This window comes from Asprobacillus argus, from assembly GCF_032248395.1.
Lineage (GTDB): Bacteria > Bacteroidota > Bacteroidia > Flavobacteriales > Flavobacteriaceae > Polaribacter > Polaribacter argus.
In genome coordinates this window covers 588719-615535 of the sequence record NZ_JAVTTO010000003.1, presented here as the reverse complement: position 1 = coordinate 615535, position 26817 = coordinate 588719, and the positions used below count along the sequence as shown (strand labels likewise).

20 protein-coding genes are annotated in these 26817 nt (G+C 36.2%); 16 read left to right on the top strand and 4 right to left on the bottom strand.

The window, feature by feature from the left end; genetic code table 11:
- Positions 1 to 378: 378 nt before the first annotated feature.
- Positions 379 to 789 carry a BrxA/BrxB family bacilliredoxin gene (locus tag RQM59_RS10150; protein ID WP_349241998.1) on the bottom strand — a complete coding sequence of 137 codons (411 nt, stop codon included), beginning with the start codon at positions 787 to 789 and terminating at the stop codon, positions 379 to 381.
- Between the two features lie 82 nt (positions 790 to 871).
- Between RQM59_RS10150 and RQM59_RS10145 the strand changes: the two genes are divergently transcribed.
- The 9 genes from RQM59_RS10145 (at position 872) to RQM59_RS10105 (ending at position 15637) form a co-directional block, all read left to right on the top strand.
- Positions 872 to 1627 (top strand): TerB family tellurite resistance protein, encoded by a 756-nt coding sequence (locus RQM59_RS10145; RefSeq protein WP_349241997.1) that lies wholly within the window; start codon positions 872 to 874, stop codon positions 1625 to 1627.
- Positions 1628 to 1820: 193 nt separating this feature from the next.
- On the top strand, positions 1821 to 5225 hold the full coding sequence (gene ileS, locus RQM59_RS10140) for an isoleucine--tRNA ligase (RefSeq protein WP_349241996.1): 3405 nt from the start codon (positions 1821 to 1823) through the stop codon (positions 5223 to 5225).
- Positions 5226 to 5229: 4 nt separating this feature from the next.
- Positions 5230 to 5607 (top strand): TraR/DksA family transcriptional regulator, encoded by a 378-nt coding sequence (locus tag RQM59_RS10135; RefSeq protein ID WP_349241995.1) that lies wholly within the window; start codon positions 5230 to 5232, stop codon positions 5605 to 5607.
- Between the two features lie 403 nt (positions 5608 to 6010).
- Entirely contained in the window at positions 6011 to 9448 is a 3438-nt protein-coding gene (locus tag RQM59_RS10130; protein WP_349241994.1) for an RHS repeat domain-containing protein, read from the top strand.
- A gap of 6 nt (positions 9449 to 9454) precedes the next feature.
- A complete protein-coding gene (locus RQM59_RS10125; RefSeq protein WP_349241993.1) occupies positions 9455 to 13447 on the top strand; it encodes a DUF6443 domain-containing protein in 3993 nt (1330 codons plus the stop codon).
- 408 nt (positions 13448 to 13855) lie between these two features.
- Positions 13856 to 14371, top strand: coding sequence for a PsbP-related protein (locus tag RQM59_RS10120; RefSeq protein ID WP_349241992.1), 516 nt, complete (start codon positions 13856 to 13858; stop codon positions 14369 to 14371).
- 203 nt (positions 14372 to 14574) lie between these two features.
- Positions 14575 to 14913 carry a hypothetical protein gene (locus tag RQM59_RS10115; protein WP_349241991.1) on the top strand — a complete coding sequence of 113 codons (339 nt, stop codon included), beginning with the start codon at positions 14575 to 14577 and terminating at the stop codon, positions 14911 to 14913.
- Between the two features lie 111 nt (positions 14914 to 15024).
- A complete protein-coding gene (locus RQM59_RS10110; RefSeq protein ID WP_349241990.1) occupies positions 15025 to 15231 on the top strand; it encodes a hypothetical protein in 207 nt (68 codons plus the stop codon).
- Positions 15206 to 15637 carry a hypothetical protein gene (locus tag RQM59_RS10105; RefSeq protein WP_349241989.1) on the top strand — a complete coding sequence of 144 codons (432 nt, stop codon included), beginning with the start codon at positions 15206 to 15208 and terminating at the stop codon, positions 15635 to 15637. Before RQM59_RS10110 ends, RQM59_RS10105 begins: the two co-directional genes overlap by 26 nt.
- A 197-nt stretch (positions 15638 to 15834) precedes the next feature.
- Here the strand turns inward: RQM59_RS10105 and RQM59_RS10100 are convergent, their stop codons facing one another.
- Positions 15835 to 16641, bottom strand: a complete 807-nt coding sequence (locus RQM59_RS10100) for a hypothetical protein (RefSeq protein WP_349241988.1) — start codon at positions 16639 to 16641, stop codon at positions 15835 to 15837.
- 112 nt (positions 16642 to 16753) lie between these two features.
- Between RQM59_RS10100 and RQM59_RS10095 the strand changes: the two genes are divergently transcribed.
- The 5 genes from RQM59_RS10095 to RQM59_RS10075 all read left to right on the top strand — a co-directional run bounded on the left by RQM59_RS10095 (position 16754) and on the right by RQM59_RS10075 (position 22999).
- Positions 16754 to 17413 (top strand): hypothetical protein, encoded by a 660-nt coding sequence (locus RQM59_RS10095; RefSeq protein WP_349241987.1) that lies wholly within the window; start codon positions 16754 to 16756, stop codon positions 17411 to 17413.
- Positions 17414 to 17448: 35 nt separating this feature from the next.
- Positions 17449 to 18060 (top strand): lipoprotein signal peptidase, encoded by a 612-nt coding sequence (locus RQM59_RS10090; RefSeq protein WP_349241986.1) that lies wholly within the window; start codon positions 17449 to 17451, stop codon positions 18058 to 18060.
- Between the two features lie 521 nt (positions 18061 to 18581).
- Entirely contained in the window at positions 18582 to 20372 is a 1791-nt protein-coding gene (uvrC, locus tag RQM59_RS10085; RefSeq protein ID WP_349241985.1) for an excinuclease ABC subunit UvrC, read from the top strand.
- Position 20373: 1 nt separating this feature from the next.
- Positions 20374 to 22563, top strand: a complete 2190-nt coding sequence (locus RQM59_RS10080) for a patatin-like phospholipase family protein (RefSeq protein WP_349241984.1) — start codon at positions 20374 to 20376, stop codon at positions 22561 to 22563.
- Positions 22564 to 22651: 88 nt separating this feature from the next.
- Positions 22652 to 22999, top strand: coding sequence for a toxin-antitoxin system YwqK family antitoxin (locus RQM59_RS10075; protein ID WP_349241983.1), 348 nt, complete (start codon positions 22652 to 22654; stop codon positions 22997 to 22999).
- A 69-nt stretch (positions 23000 to 23068) separates the two neighbouring features.
- Here the strand turns inward: RQM59_RS10075 and RQM59_RS10070 are convergent, their stop codons facing one another.
- Together RQM59_RS10070 and RQM59_RS10065 are read right to left on the bottom strand one after the other, a co-directional pair.
- Positions 23069 to 24598: an Rne/Rng family ribonuclease gene (locus RQM59_RS10070; RefSeq protein WP_349241982.1), complete on the bottom strand. Its 1530-nt coding sequence runs from the start codon at positions 24596 to 24598 to the stop codon at positions 23069 to 23071.
- Positions 24599 to 24874: 276 nt separating this feature from the next.
- Positions 24875 to 25165: an HU family DNA-binding protein gene (locus tag RQM59_RS10065; protein WP_349241981.1), complete on the bottom strand. Its 291-nt coding sequence runs from the start codon at positions 25163 to 25165 to the stop codon at positions 24875 to 24877.
- Positions 25166 to 25296: 131 nt separating this feature from the next.
- Here RQM59_RS10065 and mutY point away from each other — a divergent pair, with 131 nt between their 5' ends.
- A complete protein-coding gene (gene mutY / locus RQM59_RS10060) occupies positions 25297 to 26343 on the top strand; it encodes an A/G-specific adenine glycosylase (protein WP_349241980.1) in 1047 nt (348 codons plus the stop codon).
- Positions 26344 to 26381: 38 nt separating this feature from the next.
- Entirely contained in the window at positions 26382 to 26804 is a 423-nt protein-coding gene (locus RQM59_RS10055) for a single-stranded DNA-binding protein (RefSeq protein ID WP_349241979.1), read from the top strand.
- The last annotated feature ends 13 nt before the right edge of the window (positions 26805 to 26817 follow it).

The window sequence follows — 26817 nt, the reverse complement described above, 5'->3', positions numbered from 1 at the left end:
TCGTAGTTTGTTGGCTTGTTCCAGATACACCACTATTGTCTAGTATATCTTCATTACAACCAAAACTAAAACTTAGTATAGCAGCAACTAATGTTAATTTTAAAATTTTTCTCATGATTGTTAATTATGTTAGTATAATAATATTCCTTTCTAAGGAGATGTAGAAAAATTAAAAAGGTTGCGTCAAAAAATAATTATTTTTACATAACAGGCAAAAAACCATTATGTAGATACGAAGTAGCGTAGGATTTTAAGGGAGTTGTTTTGCAATTTTTAGCCTCATAAAAGCTATGATCTTTGTTTTAAAAGGAAAAACCAAACGATATCGTTTGGTTTTTAATCTTGTCTCATGCTTCTAAAAAGTCTTGTTTCGAAAGACTAACAAAATTCATCATAAGCAGTTACTAAGTTCTCTGCAATCATTTGAGCAGACCTTCCTTCAATATGATGACGCTCTAACATATGAACCAACTCACCATCCTTAAACAACGCCACTGCTGGTGAAGAAGGAGGAAATGGAATCATATACTCTCTTGCTTTCTGAGTAGATTCTTTATCAACCCCTGCAAAAACAGTGGTTAAATGATCTGGCTTTTTATCACCTAATAATGATGCTAACGTACCAGGTCTTGCTGTTCCTGCTGCACATCCGCACACAGAGTTTACCATTACTAACGTAGTACCTTCTTTAGATAAAGCACTGTCCACATCACCTTCCGTATATAGCGCCGAAAAACCTTGATTTGTCAATTCTTCACGCATTGGTTTTACTAATTCTTCTGGATACATAATTTCTTAAAAATTTAGGATACAAAGATAATGATAAAAACGCAATCAAATATGTATATTTGGAGCAATTAAGATTGAATACATGTCAAATTTTTCGAAATGGTTAGGAGCCGGAATTGGGTTCACTTTTGGAGGCCCCATTGGAGCAATTATTGGCTTTGCAGCAGGAAGTGCTGTAGATGCTTTTTCTAAAGAGGATTTTGTAAAAGAGCAAAAAGAATTTCAGAAACGCTATGCTGGTAGAAGTGTAAATACACAAAGCGGAGATTTTGAAATTAGCCTTTTGGTGTTGGCTTCTATAGTAATTAAAGCAGATGGAAAAGTAGACGAAAGAGAATTGAGTTTTGTAAGAACACAGTTTATTGGGATGTATGGCAAAGAAAGAGCGAATAAAGCCTTTGCTTTATTCAAAGGAATTGTTAAGAAAGAAGTGTCTGCCAGACAAGTATGCATGCAGATCAGACAACACATGCCGCACGCTTCACGTTTGCAATTGATCCACTTTTTATTCGGAATCGCCAAAGCAGATGGATTCGTTTCAGATGTCGAGGTAGAAGAGATCCGAAAAATGGCGGGGTATCTGTATATCAATCAATACGATTTTGAATCGATCAAAGCGATGTTCTATAGCACCACAGGAAATGCTTATAAGATCTTAGAAGTTACAAAGTCTGCTACCGATGCAGAGGTGAAAAAAGCGTACCGAAAAATGGCAAAAAAATACCACCCAGATAAATTGCAAGGACTCGGTAAGGAGCATGTAAAAGGAGCGCAAGAAAAGTTCCAGAGTATACAAGCAGCTTACGAAACTATTAAAAAAGAGCGAGGCATAGCTTAAGCATATTAATTACTTCCGTCATTACCAAGGTATGAGAGAAATCTGACTTCTCAAAAGAGATTTCTCAATCGTTTCAATATGGAGACTCATATCAAAATGATAGTGAGAATAGCGTAGTTAGAATTTACAGGCTTTTAAGAACAGAATTACAAGAAAATACGTAATTTCGCAATCTTATTAGAATTTGTGATTTATGAGTACGAAATTCCCTGAATATAAAGGACTTAACTTGCCAAATGTAGCTAGCGAAATTTTAGCCTATTGGGAAGAGAATAATATCTTTGATAAAAGTGTTTCTACCAGAGAAGGCAATACGCCATATGTGTTTTTTGAAGGACCACCATCGGCAAACGGATTACCTGGAGTACACCATGTATTAGCACGTGCGATTAAGGATATTTTTCCTCGTTATAAGACGATGAAAGGATACCAAGTGAAAAGAAAAGCGGGTTGGGATACACACGGATTACCTATTGAGTTAGGTGTAGAAAAAGAGCTTGGAATCACAAAAGAAGATATTGGAAAAACCATTTCTGTAGAAGAATACAATGCTGCCTGCAGAAAAGCAGTAATGCGTTATACAGATATTTGGAATAACCTAACCAAACAAATGGGGTATTGGGTAAATATGGATGATCCATATATTACCTATGAGCCAAAATACATGGAGAGTGTTTGGTGGTTGTTAAAACAGATCTATGACAAGAGCTTGTTGTATAAAGGATACACTATCCAGCCCTATTCGCCAAAAGCAGGAACAGGGTTAAGTTCGCACGAGTTAAATCAACCAGGAACCTATCAAGATGTAACAGATACGACTGTGGTAGCACAGTTTAAGGCTGTGGAAAATACCTTGCCAGAATTCCTTCAAAAGTTTGATCATTTACATTTCCTGGCATGGACCACCACACCTTGGACATTACCAAGTAATACGGCGTTAACGGTTGGGCCAAAGATCGATTATGTAGTTGTGGCTACCTATAATCAATATACTTTTGAACCTGTTCATGTCATTTTAGCGAAGAACTTGGTAGGAAAACAATTTACTGGAAAGTACTTCCAAACAGAAGATGTAGAAGCGCTAAAAAATTACTCCAAAGAAGATAAAAAAATACCATTCCTGATTGCAACAGAATGCAAAGGAACAGATCTGGTAGATATTCGTTACGAACAATTGTTGCAGTATGCATTGCCAAACGACAACCCGGAAAATGCGTTCAGAGTAATTACGGGTGACTTTGTAACTACCGAAGATGGTACTGGAATCGTGCATACAGCACCTACGTTTGGAGCAGACGATGCCTTAGTGGCAAAACAAGCAACTCCAGAGGTTCCACCAATGCTGGTAAAAGACGATAATGATAATCTGGTACCCTTAGTAGATTTGCAAGGCCGCTTTAGATCAGAAATGGGTGAGTTCGCAGGAAAGTATGTCAAGAATGAATACTATGCCGATGGAGACGCTCCGGATAAATCGGTAGATGTAGAATTGGCTATCAAGTTAAAAACAGAAAATAAAGCCTTTAAGGTCGAAAAATACAAACACAGTTATCCAAACTGTTGGAGAACCGATAAACCTATCTTGTATTATCCATTGGATTCTTGGTTTATCAAGGTTACCGATGTTAAAGATAGAATGCATGAGTTGAACTCGACCATCAATTGGAAACCAAAATCGACCGGAGAAGGACGTTTTGGAAATTGGTTGGCAAATGCAAATGATTGGAACTTATCGCGATCTCGTTATTGGGGAATTCCATTACCTATCTGGAGAACGGAAGATAAGAAAGAAGAGATCTGTATTGGATCCGTAGCGGAGTTGAAAGCAGAAATGAAAAAGGCGGTGGAAGCAGGAGTTCTCGAAGCCGATATTTTTGCGGAGTTTGAAGTAGGAAATATGACGGATGAAAACTATGCAACGATAGACTTACATAAAAATATTGTAGATCAGATTGTACTAGTTTCTCCATCAGGGCAACCAATGAAAAGGGAAAGTGACTTAATTGACGTATGGTTCGATTCAGGATCTATGCCATATGCGCAATGGCACTATCCGTTCGAGAACAAAGAATTGATCGATGAGAACAAATCCTTCCCAGCAGACTTTATTGCAGAAGGAGTAGACCAGACCAGAGGATGGTTCTATACACTACACGCTATCGGAACGATGGTGTTTGATTCTGTGGCGTATAAAAATGTTGTTTCCAATGGATTGGTGTTGGATAAGAACGGACAAAAGATGTCAAAGCGTTTAGGAAATGCGACAGACCCTTTTGAAACATTAGATACCTATGGAGCAGATGCTACACGTTGGTATATGATCGCGAATGCAAACCCATGGGATAACTTAAAATTTGATATTGATGGTATTGATGAGGTAAAACGTAAGTTCTTCGGAACCTTATATAATACCTATTCATTCTTTTCACTATATACAAATCTAGACGGGTTCGCGTATGCGGAAGCAGATATTCCATTAACAGAAAGACCAGAACTAGATCGTTGGATTCTTTCTGAATTGCATACCTTAATCGAAAAGGTAGACAAGTTCTATGCAGCATACGAGCCGACCAGAGCAGCCAGAGCTATTTCAGATTTCACACAAGATTATTTGAGTAACTGGTATGTGCGTTTAAGCAGAAGAAGATTCTGGAAAGGCGATTATCAGCAAGATAAAATATCAGCATACCAAACGTTGTATACGTGTATGGTGACTATTGCCAAATTAGGAGCGCCGATTGCCCCATTCTTTATGGATAAATTGTACTTAGATCTAAATGCAGTGACCAAAAAAGAAGGATTTGAAAGTGTACACCTGTCACAATTCCCTGAGTTTGACGTCTCCTATGTAGATAAGAGCTTAGAACGTAAAATGGAGAATGCTCAGACAATTTCTTCATTAGTATTGTCGTTAAGAGCTAAGGAGAAGATAAAAGTGCGTCAACCGCTACAAAAAATCATGATCCCTGTAGAAAGCAGTGAGCAGAAAGAAGCAATACTAGCTGTTTCTGATTTGATAAAGCATGAGGTAAATATTAAAGAGATTGCCTTATTGGAAGATGCATCAGATATTTTGGTAAAACAGATAAAACCGAACTTTAAAGTGTTGGGGCCAAAGTATGGAAAAGACATGAGGTTGATTTCCAATGTGATACAAAATTTCTCTAAAGAAGAGATTGCAACGATCGAAAAAGAAGGAGAAATTTCTGTAGAAATTAATGGAAAAATTATTAAATTAGGGGGCGCTGATGTAGAAATATCCTCAAAAGATATTGAAGGCTGGTTAGTAGCGAATCAAAATAGTATAACAGTAGCGTTAGATGTTACCATTACTGAGGAGCTTAAAAAAGAGGGAGTTGCAAGAGAATTGGTAAATAGAATTCAAAATGCACGTAAAGACAATGGATTTGAAGTTACCGATCGTATTAAACTAACCGTGCTAAAATTTGAAGATCTAGAGCAATCTATTTCGGAGAATAAAGAATACATTATGAGCGAAACATTAACCAATGAAATGGTTTTTGTAGACGAGTTAACAGATGGGACAGAGATTGAATTCGATACCATCACAAGTAAAATATTAATAGAAAAAATGTAAGATTATGCCAGATACTCAAACAAAATATTCGGACGAGGACTTACAAGAGTTTAAGGGAATTATCCAAAAGAAAATAGAGCGAGCAGAAGAAGACTTAGCATTATTGCAGAGTTCTTATAAGAACGGATTAAATAATGGTACAGACGATACATCTCCTCAATTTAAATCTTTCGAGGAAGGATCAGAAACGATGAGCAAAGAAGCAAATGTGCAATTAGCAATTCGTCAAGAAAAGTTTATTAGAGACTTAAAGAATGCGTTGATCCGTATTGAAAATAAGACCTACGGAATCTGCAGAGTCACAGGAAAACTGATACAAAAAGAACGCTTAAAACTGGTTCCTCATGCTACCTTGAGCATTGAGGCCAAAAGAAAACAATAGAAAAAAGCTTCCTAACGGGAAGCTTTTTTTATGCGCCTGTATGCACTGCCAAAAAAACATGGGCCTGAGCCCTTGAAATTTATGGTGTTAGTAAATTTTTAAGAAGCAATATAAAATTAGTAGGATTTTTTTTCGTTATATTTGACAGCGAAAGAGATAAAAAAGATTGCTAGTTAAAAATTGCGAATGAGAGATTACCACTTTTTTACAAAAGACTTTTTTATCTAAGAACACAATAGTATTGCTGTTTGCAATAACTATATGCTATACTAACATTTGTTTTTAACAGAAGTTAGCTATAGAACCCCTTTATTAATGGATAAATAAATTAGCTAGTTCCTGAATCAAGTTCAGGATGAAAGAAAAAGAAGTAATTGCTAACAAACAACCAAAATCAAATTTCATGAAAAGATTATTGTTCAGTGCCGTATTGGCACTAGGGACGTTCTACGTCCAATCTCAGGAATTACCCAAAATTATTCCGCCAACACCAGAGGCCGCATCTCTGGGAAAATTTACGGAAGTTCCAGTATCACATTATACAGGAGTTCCCAATATCAGTATTCCCATTTACACAATCAACGCAAAAGGAATCAGTATTCCTATTAATTTGAGCTACCATGCCAGAGGTGTGATGGTGGAAGAAGTAGCACCAAGAGTCGGAATTGGCTGGGCCCTTTCGTACGGAGGTTCTTTATCTAGACAAGTTAGAGGTCAGGCAGATAATAGATCGGACTATTTAACGGTTTATGGAGATACACCAAATGCTACATCGGCAACAGGAGTATTTGCTAGTGAAACTTCTAGACGTGCCATTATTTCTAGAGAAGGCACTAGCACTCAATCAGATCTGGTTCCGGATCTATTCAGTTTTAATGCCGGAGGTACTAGCGGTTCATTTATCATGGACAGAGAAACAGGAGATCCTTTATTACAAGAATATGATGATATTATTATTGAGTATGATTTTGATAATGTAACCAACAATTACAAGAGCTTTACCATTACCGATAAATCTGGAAATAAATTTATTTACGGAGAGATACTACGAGGTACGTTGGTTACAGCAAGAAACCATGATATTACCACCACGAGTTATGTGATTCCTCAATCAGGAAATTATTCTGCGAATCCTCCAGGGGCTAGTGAAACCAACTATAGCTCTTGGCAATTATTACAGATAGAAACGCTGTCAGGAGATAAGATTGATTTTAGTTATAATTTGGAAAACTCAAGTTATGTTAGACGTTCTTATGATAAACGAGAAAACAATGTCTCAACTTCTTATGGTTCAGAGATGGACTCTTATCAACAGCAGCTATCAGAGATCACCTTTCCAACTGGGAAGATCGTTTTTGTAAGTGAAACAACAGACCGTCAGGATCTCACGGGATCCAAAGCCTTAGATAAAGTGCAAATTTTCGATAAGAATAACGTACTTATCAAAGAAATGGATATGGAGTATACCTACTCAGATGCAGATTCTTATGGAACCAGCAATATAAATAACACCTACTACTTGTTGGATGCTACCGCTAAAAAGCGATTAATGCTAACCAGTGTGCAAGAGAAAAAAGGGGCAGCAGCCCTTCCTAAAACGAAGTTCAACTACAGCCCGATTACCTTACCGAATCGTTTTTCAAATTCACAAGATAGCTGGGGCTACTTTAATGGCGCAGACAATGGCGCTTTCTTAACCTTTTATCAGGGAGCAAATCCCATTAGAAGAAATGTCAATGAGATGTACTCGGAGGCGGGGATGCTACAAAACATCGAGTACCCTACAGGAGGAAAAGTGCAACTAACCTTTGAACACAACGTGGTTCAAAAACCTTTATTTTACAACTCCATATTAACGGCAGAATCCAATCCTAGAGATAACAGAACACACAGTCTTACCAAGGCTAATATGACCTTTAACGGAACAGCCTATGAAAAAACGGTGCTTATTGAAGATAATTCCACAGGATCTACAGGAAATTATGAGATCTTTTGTCAGTCCTTACTACCGGTGGGAAGCACACTTCCTAATTGTAACTTCTCTTTTACCTTTACAAAGATCGTTTCTGGTATAACTGGAGTTAGTTTTTCTGGTGTTATAGGAGGTTCACAAAGTTTACCTTTGTATACAGGGTCTATGAACGCTACAAAAATTACTGAATACAAGATCACAGCGACTCCACTTAATGGGATTGACCACACTTCTATTGATCATAACTTTACTATTAACACTGATTGGGGTATTATCGCAGATCCAGACTATTTATATGGAGCGGGGAAACGAATCAAAAAGATCGAGCACCTAGACAATGGAGGTGTAGTATCTAGTAAAGAATACGATTATAGCATTGTAAACAATGGAGTTCCGTCTTTCACCAGTGGATTGTGTTTTGGAATCCCTTTTTTCTATGATATTATGGCACAGACCGTAGGAGGAGTTCCTGTTACCTATAAATATCCTTCAGGAGGAGGAAGCCCACTGACCAGTTTAGGAGGTAATAGTATAGGATATTCATTTGTGACTGAGTTCTATGGAGAACGAGACAACAATATAGGAAAAACAGAATACAGATTTACCAATATTGCCAATACAGGGAACTATTGGGAATTTCCATATCATATTCCCACGAATAATGAATGGATACGAGGAAAAGCGATTTATACGAAGATATATCGAGCAGACAAAGACAATACGGGTGGTATTACTGGGTATACACTTCGAAAAGAGATCAATAATAAGTATCTCTACGGAAATACTACGGTAACCAATGAAACAACACTCTCAGGTCCATCAGGATTCTTACCGGTAGATTTTATTTTCACGCCACAAGAACAGGACGACGAAATTGAAGATAACCTGACTGGGGTAGAAAATTTCTATTATAAAGACAGAAACCTACATCGAACATCTCTGATTGCTGTATACAACGATATAGGGGTATTTAGCGATATAAACCTGGATCTAAAGTATAAAACCTACCAGTTAACAGGAGGATCTTTGGATCTAAAAGAAACGACGGAAAAAACATACAATGATACGGGTACACTAGAGAATACGACTACCTATAATTACGATTACAATAACCATTACCAACAAAAAGGAAGTACCATGACCGATAGTAATGGAGATTTGATCGAAACGATCAATTACTATCCGGTAGATGTGGGAACTGTGAGCTCTTTAGGGTATGATAATCTTTCAACAGGTGAATATAACGCGATCCATAAGATGAAAGCACCTACGACAGGAAATCCAACAGGAACGAATCAGGTAGCAGCAGTGGTGCAGGTGGAGACTAAAAAGAATACGAGCCTGTTATCTACAGTGCGTACCAACTTTGAACTCTTCTCAGGTTTAGCACTACCCAAACGTGTAGAGACCTCTAAAGGAGGCGCTTCTTTAGAAGATCGTATTGTGTACCATGATTACTATGCGAATGGGAATGTAAAAGAAGTGAGTAAAACGGATGGCACTAGTATTGTCTATATCTGGGGATATGATGAGACAGTTCCTGTGGCAAAGATAGAGAACGCAACATCTACTCAGGTAAGCAGTTATATAGCAGCAATCCAAACAGCTTCTAACAATGATAATGATCGCACAGAAGGAACTGCTGGAAATGAAGGGGCTTTACGAAGCGCAATAACAACACTTCGAAACGCTTTACCCAATGCACGTGTAACCTCATTTACCTATGATCCACTTATTGGCGTGACCAGCATCACCGATCCTAGAGGACGAACCGCCTATTATGTATATGATAGTTTTAACAGACTACAATATATAAAAGATCATGATGGGAATGTATTGAGTAAGAACGAGTACCACTATAAAAACTAAGCAGCTATGAAAAAGTTATATAACATAAAGAAAGTAGTCTTAGCTATTTGTATACTAAGCACCGCATTGATCTTTGCCAAAGAAGGCAGGTCAGTTATAGAAAACAAAACAACAACGACAGCAGCAACGCTGTATCAGACCACACCGCCGGTACCTACGATTCATAGTCAGACCTGTACCAGTGTAACCATTCAAAATTCAGGAACAATTCCTCCCGGAGAGATGTGGTATTGGCAGGGAACCTTAAAGAAAGGAACCAGCACAGCTTATCCTGCTACCAGCACCTATACAGTAACCGCTTCAGGGTTTTATTATATCAGACCTAAAAACCTGATCACGAACACCTGGGGAGTAGGATCTGCTATTTTGGTAACCGTGGGAAGTGCGGGAGCGCCTACCTGGTATGCAGATACCGATGGCGACGGACTGGGAGATCCGGCAAGTTCGTTGGTACAATGTACACAACCATCGGGTTATGTATCCAATAGTGACGACCAGTGTCCTACGCAAAGCGGAAACGGTAGCTCTACAGGGTGTCCGAGTACACAAAGTTTATCGGACTACAATTATGTCTATACGATCACTGCGCAAAAGGCGACGACGAACATAGAAAACACACTGCAAAATGATCGAGACAATGTGAGCGAAAGTGTGACTTATTTTGATGGACTTGGAAGACCATTGCAAAGTATTGGCATTAGACAAAGCCCCAATAAAAAAGACATTGTAACGCATATGCAATACGACGAGTATGGCAGACAAACCAAAGAATACTTGCCCTATGCAAGCACAGACAATGACGGCTATTACAAGACAGCAACCTTGGCAGCTACAGAGGCATTTTACAATACTGTTAAGTATCAGAATACAACTAATCCGTATTCAGAAAAGGTATTAGAAAACTCTGCACTAGGTAGAGTTTTTGAACAAACCGCACCTGGAAATGCTTGGGTAAAAGGAGCAGCTATCTCAGGAAAGGAATATTCAGATGGACACAGTATCCGTTTTGAATATGATGTAAATCATGCTACGGAGGTACGAAAGTATACCGTGAGTTTAAGCTTTGCGAATAACACCTACACGCCTACCTTAGGAGGAGGTACAGGACATTATCCATTAGGAGTACTTTCTAAGACGATTACCAAGGACGAGAACTGGGTAGTAGCAGATGGCGTAAACCATACTACCGAAGAGTTTAAAAACAAAAGCGGTCAGGTGATCCTAAAACGTACCTATAACAATAGTCAATCACATGACACCTACTATATCTATGACGATTATGGGAATCTCACCTATGTACTGCCTCCTAAAGCAGAAGGTAGCATCGGTATCCCAACGAGTACTGTACTGAGTGAGTTGTGTTACCAATACAAATACGACCATAGGAACCGACTGGTAGAGAAGAAGATTCCGGGTAAAGGATGGGAGTATATTGTGTATGACAAGTTGGATCGCCCAGTAATGACTCAAGATGCGATTCAAGCCGGAAATAACGAGTGGCTCTTTACTAAGTACGATGTGTTAGGAAGAGTAGTGTATACAGGAATCTATGACCATGGATCATCGAGTACCAGAGTAGCCATGCAAAGTACGTTTAGCAGCCAGAACGATGCCGTATTTGATCAGTATGAGACAAAGGTAAGTTCAGGAACAGGCTATGATAGCACCTACTATACCAACAACAATTTCCCGACGAGTAACTTGGAAGTGTTAACGGTAAATTATTATGATAATTACACCTTTAATCTGGCTGGAGGGACTGTACCAACTCCGGTATATACGGTAACTCCTACAACAAACACTGTTGGTTTAGCCACTGGAAGTAAGGTAAAAGTATTAGGAACGAGTAATTGGATTACATCAGTAACCTATTATGACGACAAAGGGCAACCGATCTATGCATATAGCAAAAATGATTTTTTAGGCACTACCGATATTGTACAAAGCAAAATCCATTTTACAGGACGTGTAGAAGAGACGACCAGTACCCATGTCAATATCAATGATACTGGGAATGGTACCCATACACTCATTGATGCTTTTACCTATGATCATACAGGAAGATTACTGACCCAAACCAATAACATTAACGGAGCGGCAACTTCAGAGGTAGTTGTGAGTAATTTGTATGATGAGCTAGGGCAGTTAGAAAGCAAAGGCGTTGGTGGGAAAACGACAGGGAGTCGATTACAAACGGTAGATTATACCTATAACATACGAGGCTGGCTGACAAATATTAATAACGACACCAATAATGACAATGATCTGTTTAACTTTAACCTACGTTATAATGATCCTACCTCCGGTACAGCATTATTTAACGGAAATATTAGTCAAACACGTTGGAAAACGGCCAATGACAATAAAGAAAGGTTTTATACCTATAGCTACGATGCGCTCAATAGAATTACAGAAGCAAATTATGATGCTATAGACAATACCGAAACTAACTGGTTTAGAGTATTTGACATCTCGTATGATAAGAACGGGAATTTGAATCTACTAAAAAGACATAAAAAAGGAGGGGCTAACCAAAGTGTCGCTATGGATTATCTGGCGTATACCTATGATAATGGGAATCAATTAGAAAAAGTAGAGGAATTAATTGACGGAGCCGGAAGTTTTGAAGATGGTTCAAATTCAGGAGATGACTATAGCTATGATGTCAATGGGAACATGAAAAAAGATGAGAATAAAGGGATTCTAAATATTAACTATAATCACTTAAACTTGCCGACGTTGGTAGACTTTGGAAATAATAAGTACATCCAATATACCTATGATGCAGCGGGAACGAAGATTCGTAAAAGAGTACGAGATGGTAGTTTTACCAATACACAGTACGCAGGAAACTTTATCTATGAAAATAACAAGCTGCAGTTCTTTAATACCGCAGAAGGCTATGTAAAACATACCAATGCCAGTGGTTATGAATATGTTTATCAATACAAAGATCATTTGGGTAATATTCGTATATCCTATACAGATACCAATCAAAATAACCCAAGTGCTACAAGTTTGGAGATCATAGAAGAGTCAAATTACTATCCCTTTGGACTCAAACATCAAGGATACAATTCTGTCATTAGTTCTAACGGGAATAGTACAGCGCAGCGTTGGAAATTTGGAGGAAAGGAATACAATGAAGAACTTGGACTAGACTGGTATGATATATCTGCAAGGAATTATGATGCAGCTTTAGGGCGTTGGATGAATGTTGATCCATTAGCTGAAAAGATGCGTAGGCATTCTCCGTACAATTATGCATTCAACAACCCAATATTTTTCCTTGACCCTGATGGAATGGCACCTTGCTCAGGAGGAGATTGTCCTCCAGAAATAGTATATGAAGGCAAGGGTGTTGCTGTTGGTGAAAATGTGGTAAATCAATTAGACGAAGTAGTTATAAAAGCCTCTAGCACTTTCGCAACCGATAGGTCAATGTTCACAGAAACTACGGAGAAGGGAGAGAGATTCTACGGATATAAAGCAAGAGCCAAAGCTGAGGGAAAATATGGGAGAGCAAATGTAGAAGTTACAATGGCAAGCGGAGGTTATACTGCATATGCCGAGAAAGGTAAAGCTGAACTTGGAGTAGATGTTCATGGTGCTCAGATTAAAACGGATGTTAGGTTAGGTACTAAAGATAATAATGTAGCGTTAGCTGCAAAAGGTACTTTATGGACGGCAAATGCTGGAATAAGCGGAGGAGCGTATATTGGAAATAATGGGAAGGCAGGATTAGAGGTAAAAGCAGATGCCGGTGTTGCAGCTGTGAAAGGAGAAGTTAACCCATCTTTTACTATATTTGGCATAAATGTCGAACTTACTATTGGAGGGTCATTAGGTAGCGCACATATTGGAGGTCATGCAAAGGTCGTTGGCGGAAAAAATGGTGCATTCGAATCTGGTTTTGGGTTTAATGCAGGCCTTGGAGGCGGTATTAAACTTGGGTTAAAAGTTTCGAGTGAAGGGTATGCAGTGGAGAAAAAATTATAAAACATACAATTAGTATCAATATGAAGGAATTTATTTATTTATTATTTTTTGGGATAGCCAATTTTTTAATCTTTTGTATAAATACAAAAAAGATTCGACTTAATTCGAAACTTGAAATAGGGTTAATTTCAATTTTAGCATTAATATTGATTCTACACCTTTTTCAACTGGAGAATATTTCTTTAAATAATAGAAATTTTGTTAATTTAGTTATTATTAGTTTAATAAGTTTTGTAACTCATTATGGAGGTGGTTTTTTGATTACGGTAATGAAAAAAATTGATTCCAACTTTGAAGAGAGTCTTATCTTGATAATGTTTAATTTTGTAAGATTTTATGTCTTCTATTTTTTTATACTCTTTTATCAAGTAGTTTTTATATTAACAAATAAGTAAGTTTAATATAGTTATGATATATAAAAATAAATTAATAGTCTTATCGTTTGTTTTAACGTTTATGGTATTTTATGGGTGTAAGCAAGATGAAACCCAAAGTCTTGTTAGAGCTAATTTTTCTGTTCAGTATCCGGTATTTTTTGATTTGGATGAGAGCGGAGAAGCGAATACTATTTTTGCTTTGAAAACTAAGAAAGAACAGAACTCAGCTTCATCATTTATTGAAAATGTGAATTTGATTGAAGATAAAACAAATTATAAAAGTTACGAACAGTATTTTAATAATGCTGAAAAACAAATAGAAAACATAGCTAAAATAATAGAGAAAAAGAGATTTGTTGTAGATGGTGATAATTGTTTAAGATTGGTTTTTCAGATTTCACAAGAAAGCGCTAATTATACTTTTATTCAGCAATTTTATGCGCATAAACAAAAGTATTATATCTTGACTTTTTCAAGCGATTCTGTTGAGTTTGATGATTATTCTAAATCAATAGAAAAAGTTTTTAATAGCTTTAAATTAAAATAGTTGAATTATGACTTTGCCACCCCGCTCCCGCACGATTTCCTGCACTTAGCTTGTCGAAGTGATTCGTGTGGTAAAGGAAAAGAACTAAATTAAATTTTAGATGTATATAAAAACCACCATAACTCCCTTAGATGTTATGGTGGTTTTGTTTTTAGTTGTATTTTAGAGGAGATGTCACGGAAAGCAAATCCGCGCCATCGGATATGGACGAAGCTTGGTTAAATGGAAATGCATTTACGGGAGGACGTATTAGCTTATCTAGTGGTTTAGCTAGTAAAAAGTATATAGATCCTTTGAAAGTTGAGAAAAAATCTGAAGAAGAAATTAAAACAGTACATGATTTAGGTTTTGCTGCAGTACAGAATGTATATTTTGTTCCATGGGGTGATACATATGATTTAAAAGTAGAAATTGCGGTAGTAACTCATGGCTCCCTTTCTAGACTTAGTTCATTGAGTGTTGAGAACCCTGGTTTATATGATGAAGTTAAAGCTCATGAAGAAGGTCACTACGATCAAATAATAGAAGTATTATATGATTAGGAATTTACAATAAAGGTTAGCGGAAACACTTATATTGGGTGTTTAGATAACCTTGTTCAATCTTTTGTAAAGACAGTAAATAACCTAAAAAGTGATGCAGAAAAGATTAAAATGATAAACGAGTTTCGTTATAAAGTAATGAAAGCAATAAATTTACAAATGGAGCATAGATATGGAGGTAGAGAAGGTATTGAAAAAGATGCAGTATTAAGGGCATCTAAAAAACTTAAAAAACAAGGAAAAGAACCAGTGTATCAAAAACCAAAAGGAACAAGTAAACCAGTAAAAAAAGATGGAAAAATTTTACCGAACAATTAGTATATGTTTATTATTGGCAACCATTGGGTGTCAAAGTAATTCTAGTAAAACAGATAGCAATAATAAAGCACTAGCGAATATTATTGCTCAGAGTAATAAAAAGACAGCTTATGAATTAATTTTTAGCCCCTATATAGAGAAAATCAATTTATACAATAAGGAGAAGGAATTGCCATCATTTATAGTTAAATATCCTGATTCATTAAGAGAAAAGGAATCATTTTTAAACGTTCATAATGAAAAAGATAGTAGACGCCGTTGTTATTATGTAATTTTAGACAATAGCAAGTTTAAAAGTATTTTAGATCTAAGAGAATCTTTATTTAATAAAAATGATAGAAACGAAAATGAACAATTAGTATTGGACATAATTAATCACTCTATAAAAGTTACAGAATTTAAATAAAAACCGATAGCAACCCGATCCCCCGCTCCCGCACGAATGATTCGTGTGGTAAAGGAAAAGAACTAAATTAAATTTTAGATAAGTATAAAAACCACTGTAACTCCCTTGTGTGTTATGGTGGTTTTGTTTTTGGTATCTTTAGAGAGGAGGTCACGGACTACAAGTCCGCGCCATCGGGTTTTTGTTTTAAAACCATTTTAAGAAATACCCCATTCATTTTGAATTTGGCAAACAAACTTCATGACCTCCATGGGTAAGAAAGAAGCGTATTCACCTGCATTGATCTTTGTAGCAAATGATGTCAGATCTGTATCATAGATTATGCTATCTAGCCGAACACAGTAAATTGCAATATCCAACGGAAAAATATCTCGTAAACCAGTAATTTTCTCAGGGTTTTCAGACCAAATCTTTACAAGGTCCCAACCATCTCCGTTTCCTTTTTCAGAGACTGCTCTAAATGTTGGACTATAGCTTTTGCATAATTCCAAAAACTTTCGATTAGAAGAAGATGTTTTATAGGTCAACCAATGAATGTCTTCGTTAGCCAATAAATTGAGTATGAAGTTCTGAGTAGCATGAATGTAGCTTGTAAAGATGGGTAGTTGTTTTGCCTCCTCAACAAAGTCGAGCAACTGGTTGTTTCCTAAAATAGCATCGATCCTAACAGAAAATAAACCTAGATCTAATGGACCAACCATCTTAAGGTTGCTATAGCGTTTTGGATCTTGAGTCCAGGCATGTGTCAAGCGCCAGCCCATAGTTTTACCAAAACTCGACGAAGCGATGTGTTGTCGATAGAGCGGACTGTGTTTATAACACAAAGCACAACCCGCAATAATCCGCGGGTCAAAATCTTTAAACTTTTTGGCATAAATAGCCACTTTTTTTAATAGGATAGCAGTAGGGTCTTCAATTACATCAACATGTTTCATATGTTCTATGGAGTTTGAAGGGGTACCCAAAGCTAGCCTGTTTTTAAGGTCATCGAATGGCTGTGTCAATGTTTGTAATAAAGAGGTGTCATATTGTAATAAAAACCTTGTGACGTTCGGCGCATCTAGAAAAGGTGAAAGATGGTTAACACGCTTTTTATACCTATCTTCGAGGTAGTTTATGAGAGTGTTTATTTTTATCGTATTTCTGTTAAGTACCTTAGGGTTATTGGCCCAACAAAAAGTGGTTCGTACCATTCAAAGTGAAGCAACAGCTATCTATATAACTATAGAGGGGATAGACAACCTAAAAATCGAAGAGTCGGAAACGAACAGCATCGAAATGACCTTGCTAGATATGAATGAGCTTGGGGTGCTAGAAAGTTTTACCTGCGAAGATAAAAGCTGTGTACTAAACGTAAAAGCGGTAGTAAAGAAAACACATGCTATTAATGATAAGATCCACCAATTTCCCTTAGCACCACCAACAAATGTCACTGCGGTGGTTAAGATTCCAAAACATAAAAAAGTAACCATCGAAGCTGGGATGGTAGATATACAAAGCAAGGGGTATGAGGGCACTTTAAAAGTACGGATCGATAAAGGCAACATACGAATCCCATCAATTAAGGGAGTTGTAGTTGTGGAATTGTTTGCTGGGGTTATACACGCTACTGTTTCTAAAGAGATTGTCTTGGACCTACAAACACGTAAAGGAAAGATTATGGTAAACAGACAACTAGTAAAATCGACTTATAAAAAGAAAGAAAAAGGACAGAAACAGCTTCGTGTGCGATCCATTAACGCTAATGTTGTGTTAACATCTAAAAAAACAACATAATATTACTATTTTTGCTTTCTAAATTTTACACCTAGATGTCTAAGAAGAACATTGCCATCATTACAATTGTACTCGCGATATTGATAGATCAGATTTCAAAGATCTATGTAAAGACGCATTTTAGATTGTTTGAATCCTACGAGATCTTTGATTGGTTTCAGATTCAATTTGTAGAGAATAATGGAATGGCGATGGGAATCGAATTTGGAGGCAGTATTGGAAAACTCTTTTTAACCTTATTTCGATTATTAGTAGTGCCAGTTATTATTTATTGGTTGGTTACCACCTTGAAAAAGAATATGCCAACAGTGGTTGTAGTGGCTATTGCATTGATCTTTTCAGGTGCAATCGGAAACATTATCGACTCTGTTTTTTATGGGGTTATCTTTGATACACCACAGCAAGGAGTTGCAACACTATTTGCCGAACAACCCTATGGTTCTCTATTTCATGGAAAAGTGGTAGACATGTTCTATTTCCCGATTATTCAAAACGCTACATGGCCAAGTTGGATTCCAATCATAGGTGGGGATACCTTCTCTTTTTTCCCATATATCTTTAATATGGCAGATGCCTATATTACAGCTGGGGTAATCTTATTATTCATTTTCAGCAAAAAAGCATTTCCGAAGGAAGCAAAAGCATAAACTACGCTTTTGAGAACCTAGCCTGTTGGCAAACAGGTAAATTCATGAACTTTCTCCAATATGTGGGTTTAGAACTTGCAGGCGAGGATCACTCTTTCGAAGAGAACGTTTAGAAAGAAATGCTGTCTGAGACTGAAAGCCGAGTTCATTTCTTTCAGTTTTCAAGAAACAAAGGGATCGCTGAAAGTTCAGACCTTGATTTTTGATTCTTTTCATCTAAGGAAAAGAATAATAAACAAAAACTAAAGTTGAAAGGGGTTTGGTCATTGCGAAAGAAATGAAGTAATCTTTTATATGCAAGTTCTTCATGTTGAGATTACTTCGAAATAAAAAATTTCTCGTAATGATAGATGCAATAGATTATGATATCAAGTAATTTTTTGTCATATCGAGCATTAATGAATTCAAAATATTTTGAACGAAGTTAGCTTACGAAGTAAGTCGAGATATCTTAAAAATTGAACTACAAGTTATTCTTATTTTGAATTCAAATTCTATACAAATAGTTTTAACTTAGCAGTATGTCTGCGGAACTCACTTTGCAAATAAAGACCTTACCAAACTCACCCGGCGTTTATCAGTATTTTGATAAAAACGACGTGATCATTTATGTGGGTAAAGCAAAGAATTTAAAGAAGCGCGTTGCCTCTTACTTTACCAAGAATCATGAGAACGCCAAGACCCGTATTTTGGTACGCAAGATTGCGTATATGAAACATATTGTAGTCAACACAGAAACCGATGCGTTGTTGTTAGAGAATAACCTGATCAAGAAATATCAGCCTCGCTATAATATCTTGTTAAAAGATGATAAATCCTATCCATGGATCTGTATCAAGAAGGAGCGTTTTCCAAGAGTATTTATGACTCGAAGGGTGATCAAAGATGGATCTGAATATTTTGGACCTTATACGAGTGTTCGAACTGTAAAGGCTTTGCTAGATTTGATTAAGGAACTCTATCCATTAAGAACCTGCAACTATGATCTAAGTGAAATTAAGATCGAAGCAGGAAAATATAAGGTATGTTTAGAATACCATTTAGGGAATTGCAAAGGACCTTGTGAAGGTTTTCAAACGGAAGGAGCGTATGATCAAACGATCAAAGCAATTCGAAATATCATTAAGGGAAACTTTAAAGAAAGTTTGGATAAGTTTCAGGAAATGATGACGGATTTTGCATCGAGTATGGAGTTTGAAGAGGCTCAAAAAATTAAAGAGAAGGTAGCCTTATTATCAAATTATCAGGCGAAGTCGACTATTATTAACCCAAGTATCAATAATGTAGATGTATTCTCCATTATTTCTGATGAAAGCTATGGATATGCCAATTTCTTCAAGATTGCTAACGGAGCAATTATCCAATCCCATACTACGGAGATCAAAAAGAAATTAGAAGAAACAGATAAAGAGCTTTTAGAGCTTTTTATTATAGAGATACGACAACGTTTTAATTCTGTTTCTAAAGAGATCTATGTGCCGTTTAAAGTTGATGTAGGAGATACTGTAAAGGTTACTGTACCAAAATTAGGAGATAAAAAACGAATTGTTGAACTCTCTGAGCGCAATGCTAAATACTACCGTCAAGAGCAGTTTAAACAAATCAAGATCGTAGATCCGGATAGACATGTGAAACGGATTATGGCGCAGATGCAAAAAGACCTACGTCTAAAATCAGAGCCGCGACATATTGAATGCTTTGACAATTCAAACATTCAGGGAACGCACCCCGTAGCTGCTTGCGTAGTTTTCAAAGATGGAAAACCAAGTAAAAAAGAATACCGACATTATAATATCAAAACCGTAGAGGGTCCAGATGACTTTGCTTCGATGGAAGAGGTAGTTTTTAGACGTTATAAGCGATTATTAACAGAAGATCAGCCGTTACCTCAGTTAATTGTGATAGACGGTGGAAAAGGACAATTATCATCAGCGTTGAAAAGTTTAGATGTTTTAGGCTTACGAGGAAAGATTGCTATTATTGGGATTGCCAAACGATTGGAGGAGATCTACTATCCCGGAGATTCAATTCCCATGTATTTAGATAAGAAATCAGAAACCTTAAAGATCATTCAGTTTTTAAGAAATGAAGCGCACCGCTTCGGAATTACCTTTCACAGGAACAAAAGAAGTAAGAGTGCTATTCAATCTGAATTAGAACAAGTTCCAGATATTGGAAAGCAGACGATTATCACGTTATTAAAAAAATTCAAATCGGCTAAGCGTGTCAAAAATGCTACCTTTGAAGAGTTAAAAGAAGAAATCGGAAATTCTCGAGCCCGTAAGATCTTTGATTATTTCCACACCAAGTGACATGAAAAAAATTGTATTCCTACTATCGTTAACGATATCTTCCATGATATTTGCTCAAAAAAGTCCACCTAAGGTAGGATTGGTTTTAAGTGGTGGTGGTGCTAAAGGGTTTGCCCATATTGGCGTTTTAAAGGAAATAGAAAAAGCAGGAATCAAGATCGACTATATTGGCGGGACGAGTATGGGGGCTATTGTTGGAGGATTGTACGCCTCAGGATATTCGGCTTTCCAGATAGAAAAAATGGTGAAAGAAATAGACTTTCTGAGCCTTTTACAAGACAAGTTGCCAAGAAGTGCCTTGCCTTTTTTTGAAAAGGAGTTCGGAGAAAAGTATGCAATCACGTTACCCGTAAAAAATAACAAGATAGGCCTACCAAGAGGTGTTTCTAAAGGTCAGAATGTACTAAAATTACTGACCTATCTTTTATCTCCGGTAGACTCTATTAAAGACTTTAGCAAATTGCCAATTCCTTTTTTCTGTATTGGAACAGATGTAGAAATAGGAGAACAGGTTATTTTTGAAAAAGGGTCTTTGCCCTTAGCACTGAGAGCTAGTGGTTCTTTCCCAACGTTTTTGAATCCAGTGGAAGTGGATGGAAAACTGATCATTGATGGCGGGGTAGTGAATAATTTTCCAGCAGAATATATGAAATCAAAAGATGTAGATTTCATTATCGGAGTAGATGTTCAAGGCAAATTGATTAAAAAGGAAAAGCTAAATTCATTGGTCTCCATTCTCAATCAGATCATAAGTTTCCAGACTTATGGGAAAAGTGATGGACAGAAGAAGCACGTAGATGTATACATCAAGCCGGAGATCTATGAATTTAATGCGGCAGATTTTGCTAAGAAAGAAGAGATATTGCAAGCTGGCGATACCGTTGCGAAAAAGTTTAAAGAGATCTTTAAAAAAATAGCATCAATCCAAAAGGTCAAAGCGAAGAAGCGAGATGAGATCCTGATCGATACTAAAAAGTACGCCTTGGAAACGATCAATGTTATTGGCGCAAAGCAATATACCAGAGCTTATGTACTTGGGAAATTAAACCTGCAAGTTGGCGATAGCATTACCCATCAGGAGCTGGACAAGAAGATGGATTTTTTAACTGCTACGAACAACTATGATAAAATTGAATACCATCTTGATAAAAAGAAGAATGAACTTTACATACGTTTAATAGAACAGAGAGATAAAGCAAACATTAGATTAGGGGCGCACTACGACCAATTATATGAAACGGGAATATTACTGGACTACACTAATAAAGGTTTATTGATTCGAAATGATCAGCTATCTATAGACCTTATTCTAGGGGATCAGATCAGATATAATCTGGACTATTTTGTGGATAACGGGTTCTATGTGAGTTATGGTTTTAGGTCTAGGTACGATCAGTTTAGCACCAATACAAAATTCAACTTTCAGGGAAATCAGAATGTAAATAAAATAAACCTGAAGTATTCGGATTTCACAAATGCTGCATTCGTACAAACAACCTTTGGTAGAAAGTTTGCCATGGGTGGAGGAGTTGAGTTAAAAAAAGTTAAGATTGAGACGGAAACTGTAATCTCTGGAAATAGCAACAGTACCATATTTGACAATAGTAGCTATTTCAATCTTTTAGGGTACTTGAAGTTAGATACGTATGATAATAATTCATTTCCGACCAAAGGATTTTATGCAGATTTAGGTTTTAAATGGTATGTATGGTCCTCTAATTTTGACAACGACTTCAAACAGTTTTCACAGGCTAAGGGAACACTCGGTTTTGCTACTACTTTTTTAAAGAATATTACTTTTCAATATACGAATGAAGCAGGCTTTTCTTTTAGCAGCCCAACGAACGATGTATTTGATTTCTATTTAGGAGGATATAATCAAAACTTCATCAATACATTCATTAAGATGTATGGATATGAATTTGCATCCTTATCTGGAGACACCTTTTTGAGGTCCCAGTTTGAGCTGAGATATCAATTTTTGAAAAACAACTATGTCAGTTTTATAGCGAATTACGCCAGAATATCTAATAATGTCTTTGCAGATGGGAACCTTTTTAAAGATGTCTTATCAGGATATGCTGTGGGTTATGGCCTAAAAACCTTCCTAGGGCCCATAGAACTGAAGTATAGTTGGTCTCCAGATACTAAGAATCATTTTTGGTTGTTTAACCTTGGATTTTGGTTCTAATGTTAATTTAATGTTACGTAATAGTTCTTTTAATGTAAATTTTTTCTTATATTTGTAAGAAGAACGTTAATTAAGACCTTATTATATCATGAAAAAGCTACTATTTATTGTTTGCATACTGTCAATTTCTTTAATGCAAGCGCAAGACAAACAACCTACATACGAAATATCAGGAGATTTAGTAAAAGCTACATATTATTATGAAGATGGGTCTATTGAAAAACAGGGATACTTTAAGAACAAGAAGTTAACTGGAGAATGGACACAGTTTGATAAGAAAGGAAATAAGATCGCCATTGGTCATTATAAAGATGGTAAAAAAGTCGGCAAATGGTTTATGTGGAACAAAGATCTTTTAACAGAAATTAATTACAAGAATAATGCTATTGCAAGTGTAAATACCTGGAAGCAGGATACCCGCGTAGCAGTAAATTAATTTGGATTTCATATAAAATTAAAAACCCGCATCTTTTACAGATGCGGGTTTTTTGATATACATATTGCCTTACTTACGATCTATTTTAAATTTATAGTGTAAGTATGTGTAAGCGTCTCTAGGTATAATGGTAATCCACTTTTTGTACTTTAAGTACCATCCAAATCTAATGGAAGAAACTCCTTTGGTTAAATGAGAAGCTATAAAAGGGTGCACATTTAATGCAATCTTCTTATTCTTAGGATTAGAAATTATCTTTTCTATTTCCGCTTCAATTTTGTCAATTAAGACAATAGGAGCTTCTACTTCTCCATTTTTATTTGGATTCGGTTCAGTTGTTTTTATACTCAACTCAGGTCTAACTCGTTGACGTGTAATTTGTACTAAACCAAATTTACTTGGTGGTAATATTTTGTGCTTTGTACGATCAAAAGACATTTGCTCTTTTAAATGCTGATACAACTTATTTCTGTTTTCAGCTTTGTGCATGTCTATAAAATCGATCACAATAATCCCACCCATATCACGTAATTGTAATTGTCTTGCTACTTCTGTAGCTGCAATTAAATTAACCTCTAAGGCAGTTTCTTCTTGAGAACCGGCCTTATTGGAGCGATTTCCGCTGTTCACATCAATAACGTGTAGCGCTTCTGTATGCTCGATAACTAAATAAGCACCTTTACTCATAGAAACCGTCTTTCCAAAAGACGTTTTTATTTGGCGCTCAATTCCATATTTTTCAAAAATAGGAACTTGTGATCTATGAAGTTTTACAATCTTTTCCTTTTCAGGATAGATCTCTCTTAAATAGTCTTTAATTTCTAATTTAAGAACTTCATCATTAGTTATGATACTTGTAAAAGAGTCATTCATCACATCTCTTAAAATCGAAGATGCTCTGTTTAATTCGCTCAATATCTTGGTTGGTGTATTTGTGTTTGGAATACGTTTACACATAGTCTTCCAACGATCTAATGAGTTCTGCAAATCTTTATCAAGTTCTGCCACCTTTTTACCTTCGGCTACAGTTCTTAAAATAACACCAAATCCCTTTGGTCTTATACTCTTTGCTAATCTTTTCAAACGTTCTTTTTCATTGGCATCTTCTATTTTCTGAGATACCGAGATTCTATTAGAAAAAGGAACTAAAACTAAAAATCTACCAGCTATTGAAAGCTCTGAGCTAATTCTTGGCCCTTTTGTAGATATAGGTTCTTTTACAATCTGTACTAATAAGTTTTGACCTGATTTTAGTACATTATTAATGCTACCGTCTTTATTAATGTCTTTTTCAAAACGGAAGTTTTTTAAAGTGAATTCTTTATACTTACCTGTGCTTACTTTCTTAAGGAATTTGTTTAGAGATTGTACTTGCGCACCCAAATCATGATAATGTAAAAACCCATCTTTTGGGTATCCTACATTTACAAAGGCCGCGTTTAAACCAGTTAATACTTTTCCTATTTTGGCTAAAAAAATATCGCCAACCGAAAATTTATTATCTGATGTTTCCCTATTTAATTCAATAAGTTTTCCATCTTTTAGTAAGGCAAAATCAATATCAGATGAATTTGATCGAATTATTAATTCTGTTTTCATACTGAAATGGTTTTATACTACACATAATTGTGCAGATGGTTTAAAATTGTCAGGTATTATAATACCGTGCGAGGTTTACGAAACCTCAATGTCAATGAACTTGTAAGCTAAATAAAAGCTAAAAGAAAAAGTAAGTTACCTTACTTTTTCTTATGTCTGTTTGCTCTAGCTCTTTTCTTGCGTTTGTGTGTAGAGATCTTTGCTCTCTTTCTTTTTTTACCACTTGGCATAATTGTCAGTTTGTTTTAAAATCGTTACGATTTTGATTATTGTTTGTTACTTTACAACTACTTTGCTCTTTACTCCTTCAGTAAAGGTCTTCGCAGGTTTAAAAGCTGGTATGTTGTGTGCAGGAATTTTAATCGTTGTGTTCTTAGAAATATTTCTTCCTGTTTTTTCAGCTCTAGTCTTAATAATAAAACTACCAAAGCCTCTTAAATATACATTATCACCATTTTCCAATGCACCCTTTACCTCAGTCATAAATGCTTCTACGGTTGCTAATACATCTGCCTTTTCAATACCCGATTTATCAGAGATTTTTGATACAATATCTGCTTTCGTCATGTTTCTTGTTTTTAGTTATTTATTTTCAAAAATGCGGAGGCAAATATATGATAATTAATCTATTCGGAAAAGCATAACCAATAAAATTATATTAATATTATGATGTAATATTGCAATTCTGAAATTTAATAATGGACTTTTCTAAAGTATTAATACAGTGGTATTTACAAAACGATAGGGACTTGCCATGGCGCAAGACTAAAAACCCATACTTTGTTTGGTTGTCAGAAATTATATTGCAACAAACTAGAGTGGCCCAAGGAACCCCGTATTATTTAACATTTGTAAAGGAGTTTCCCACCGTTTTTGAGCTTGCCGAAGCGTCTGAAACTCATGTCTTAAAACTATGGCAAGGATTGGGATATTATTCAAGAGCCAGAAATTTGCATTTTGCCGCAAAACAGGTGGTGAATGATTTTGGAGGTGTCTTCCCAAACAGTTATGATAAGATCATTCAATTAAAGGGCGTTGGAGATTATACAGCTTCTGCAATTTCATCCATTTGCTTTAAAGAACCACATGCCGTTGTAGACGGAAATGTATATCGAGTGTTGGCAAGGTATTTTAATATGGGCACGGCTATTAATTCATCCAAAGGGATAAAAGAGTTCAAAGCACTAGCGCAAGAATTGATCGACCCAACCCAACCGGGAACCTCTAATCAAGCGATTATGGAATTTGGAGCATTGCATTGCAAGCCTCAAAACCCTTTGTGCGATACCTGTCCGTTATCTGAAAGTTGTTTAGCATTAAAGCATAAGACCATTAAAGAACTTCCGTTTAAAGAGAAGAAGCTAAAAATTAAAAAGCGTTACTTTAATTATTTGGTGCTAAATGGAGAACAAGGAAATACGATCTTGACTGAAAGAAAAGGGAAAGGGATATGGCAAGGATTGTTTGAATTCCCGCTAATTGAAAGCGATGACTTGATCGACGCAAAAACAATTGTGAACACAAAAGAGTTTAAGCAACTGTTTTCTAAGAGAGCGAGTCTTTCATTGTTCAATGAAAAAGAAATAATACACAAACTTTCACATCAGCATTTATATACTAAATTTTGGATTGTAGAAGATGAAGAGGTTGTGAAAAGCGACATCTTATGGAATAAGATTGAGCAATATCCAGTGCCTATTTTGATTTCGAACTTTATTAGATCTTTTTCCACAAAAACGGATTGATTTTTTTAGTACATTTGAGTAGGTAAATTTATAATGCAATGGCTGGAACAATTAACAAAGTTATATTAATAGGACATTTAGGAGATGAGGTGAAGATGCACTATTTTGATGGAGGAAATTCTATTGGAAGATTCCCTATTGCTACAAATGAAAGCTATACCAATAGACAAACTGGCGAAAAAGTTACCACCACGGAATGGCACAACATCGTGGTTCGAAATAAACTGGCTGAGATTTGTGAAAAATATTTAAGCAAGGGAGATAAAATTTATTGTGAAGGTAGATTGAAAACCAGACAATGGGAACAAGAAGGACAAAAAAGATATACAACGGAAATTCATGTGGTTGATATGACATTCTTGTCTACTAAAAAAGAACAACAAGATACTGGTAATCCGACACCACCTGCAGATACTACACCAAAAAATAGTATATCAGAAGACGATGATCTGCCATTTTAGTTTAATTAATTTG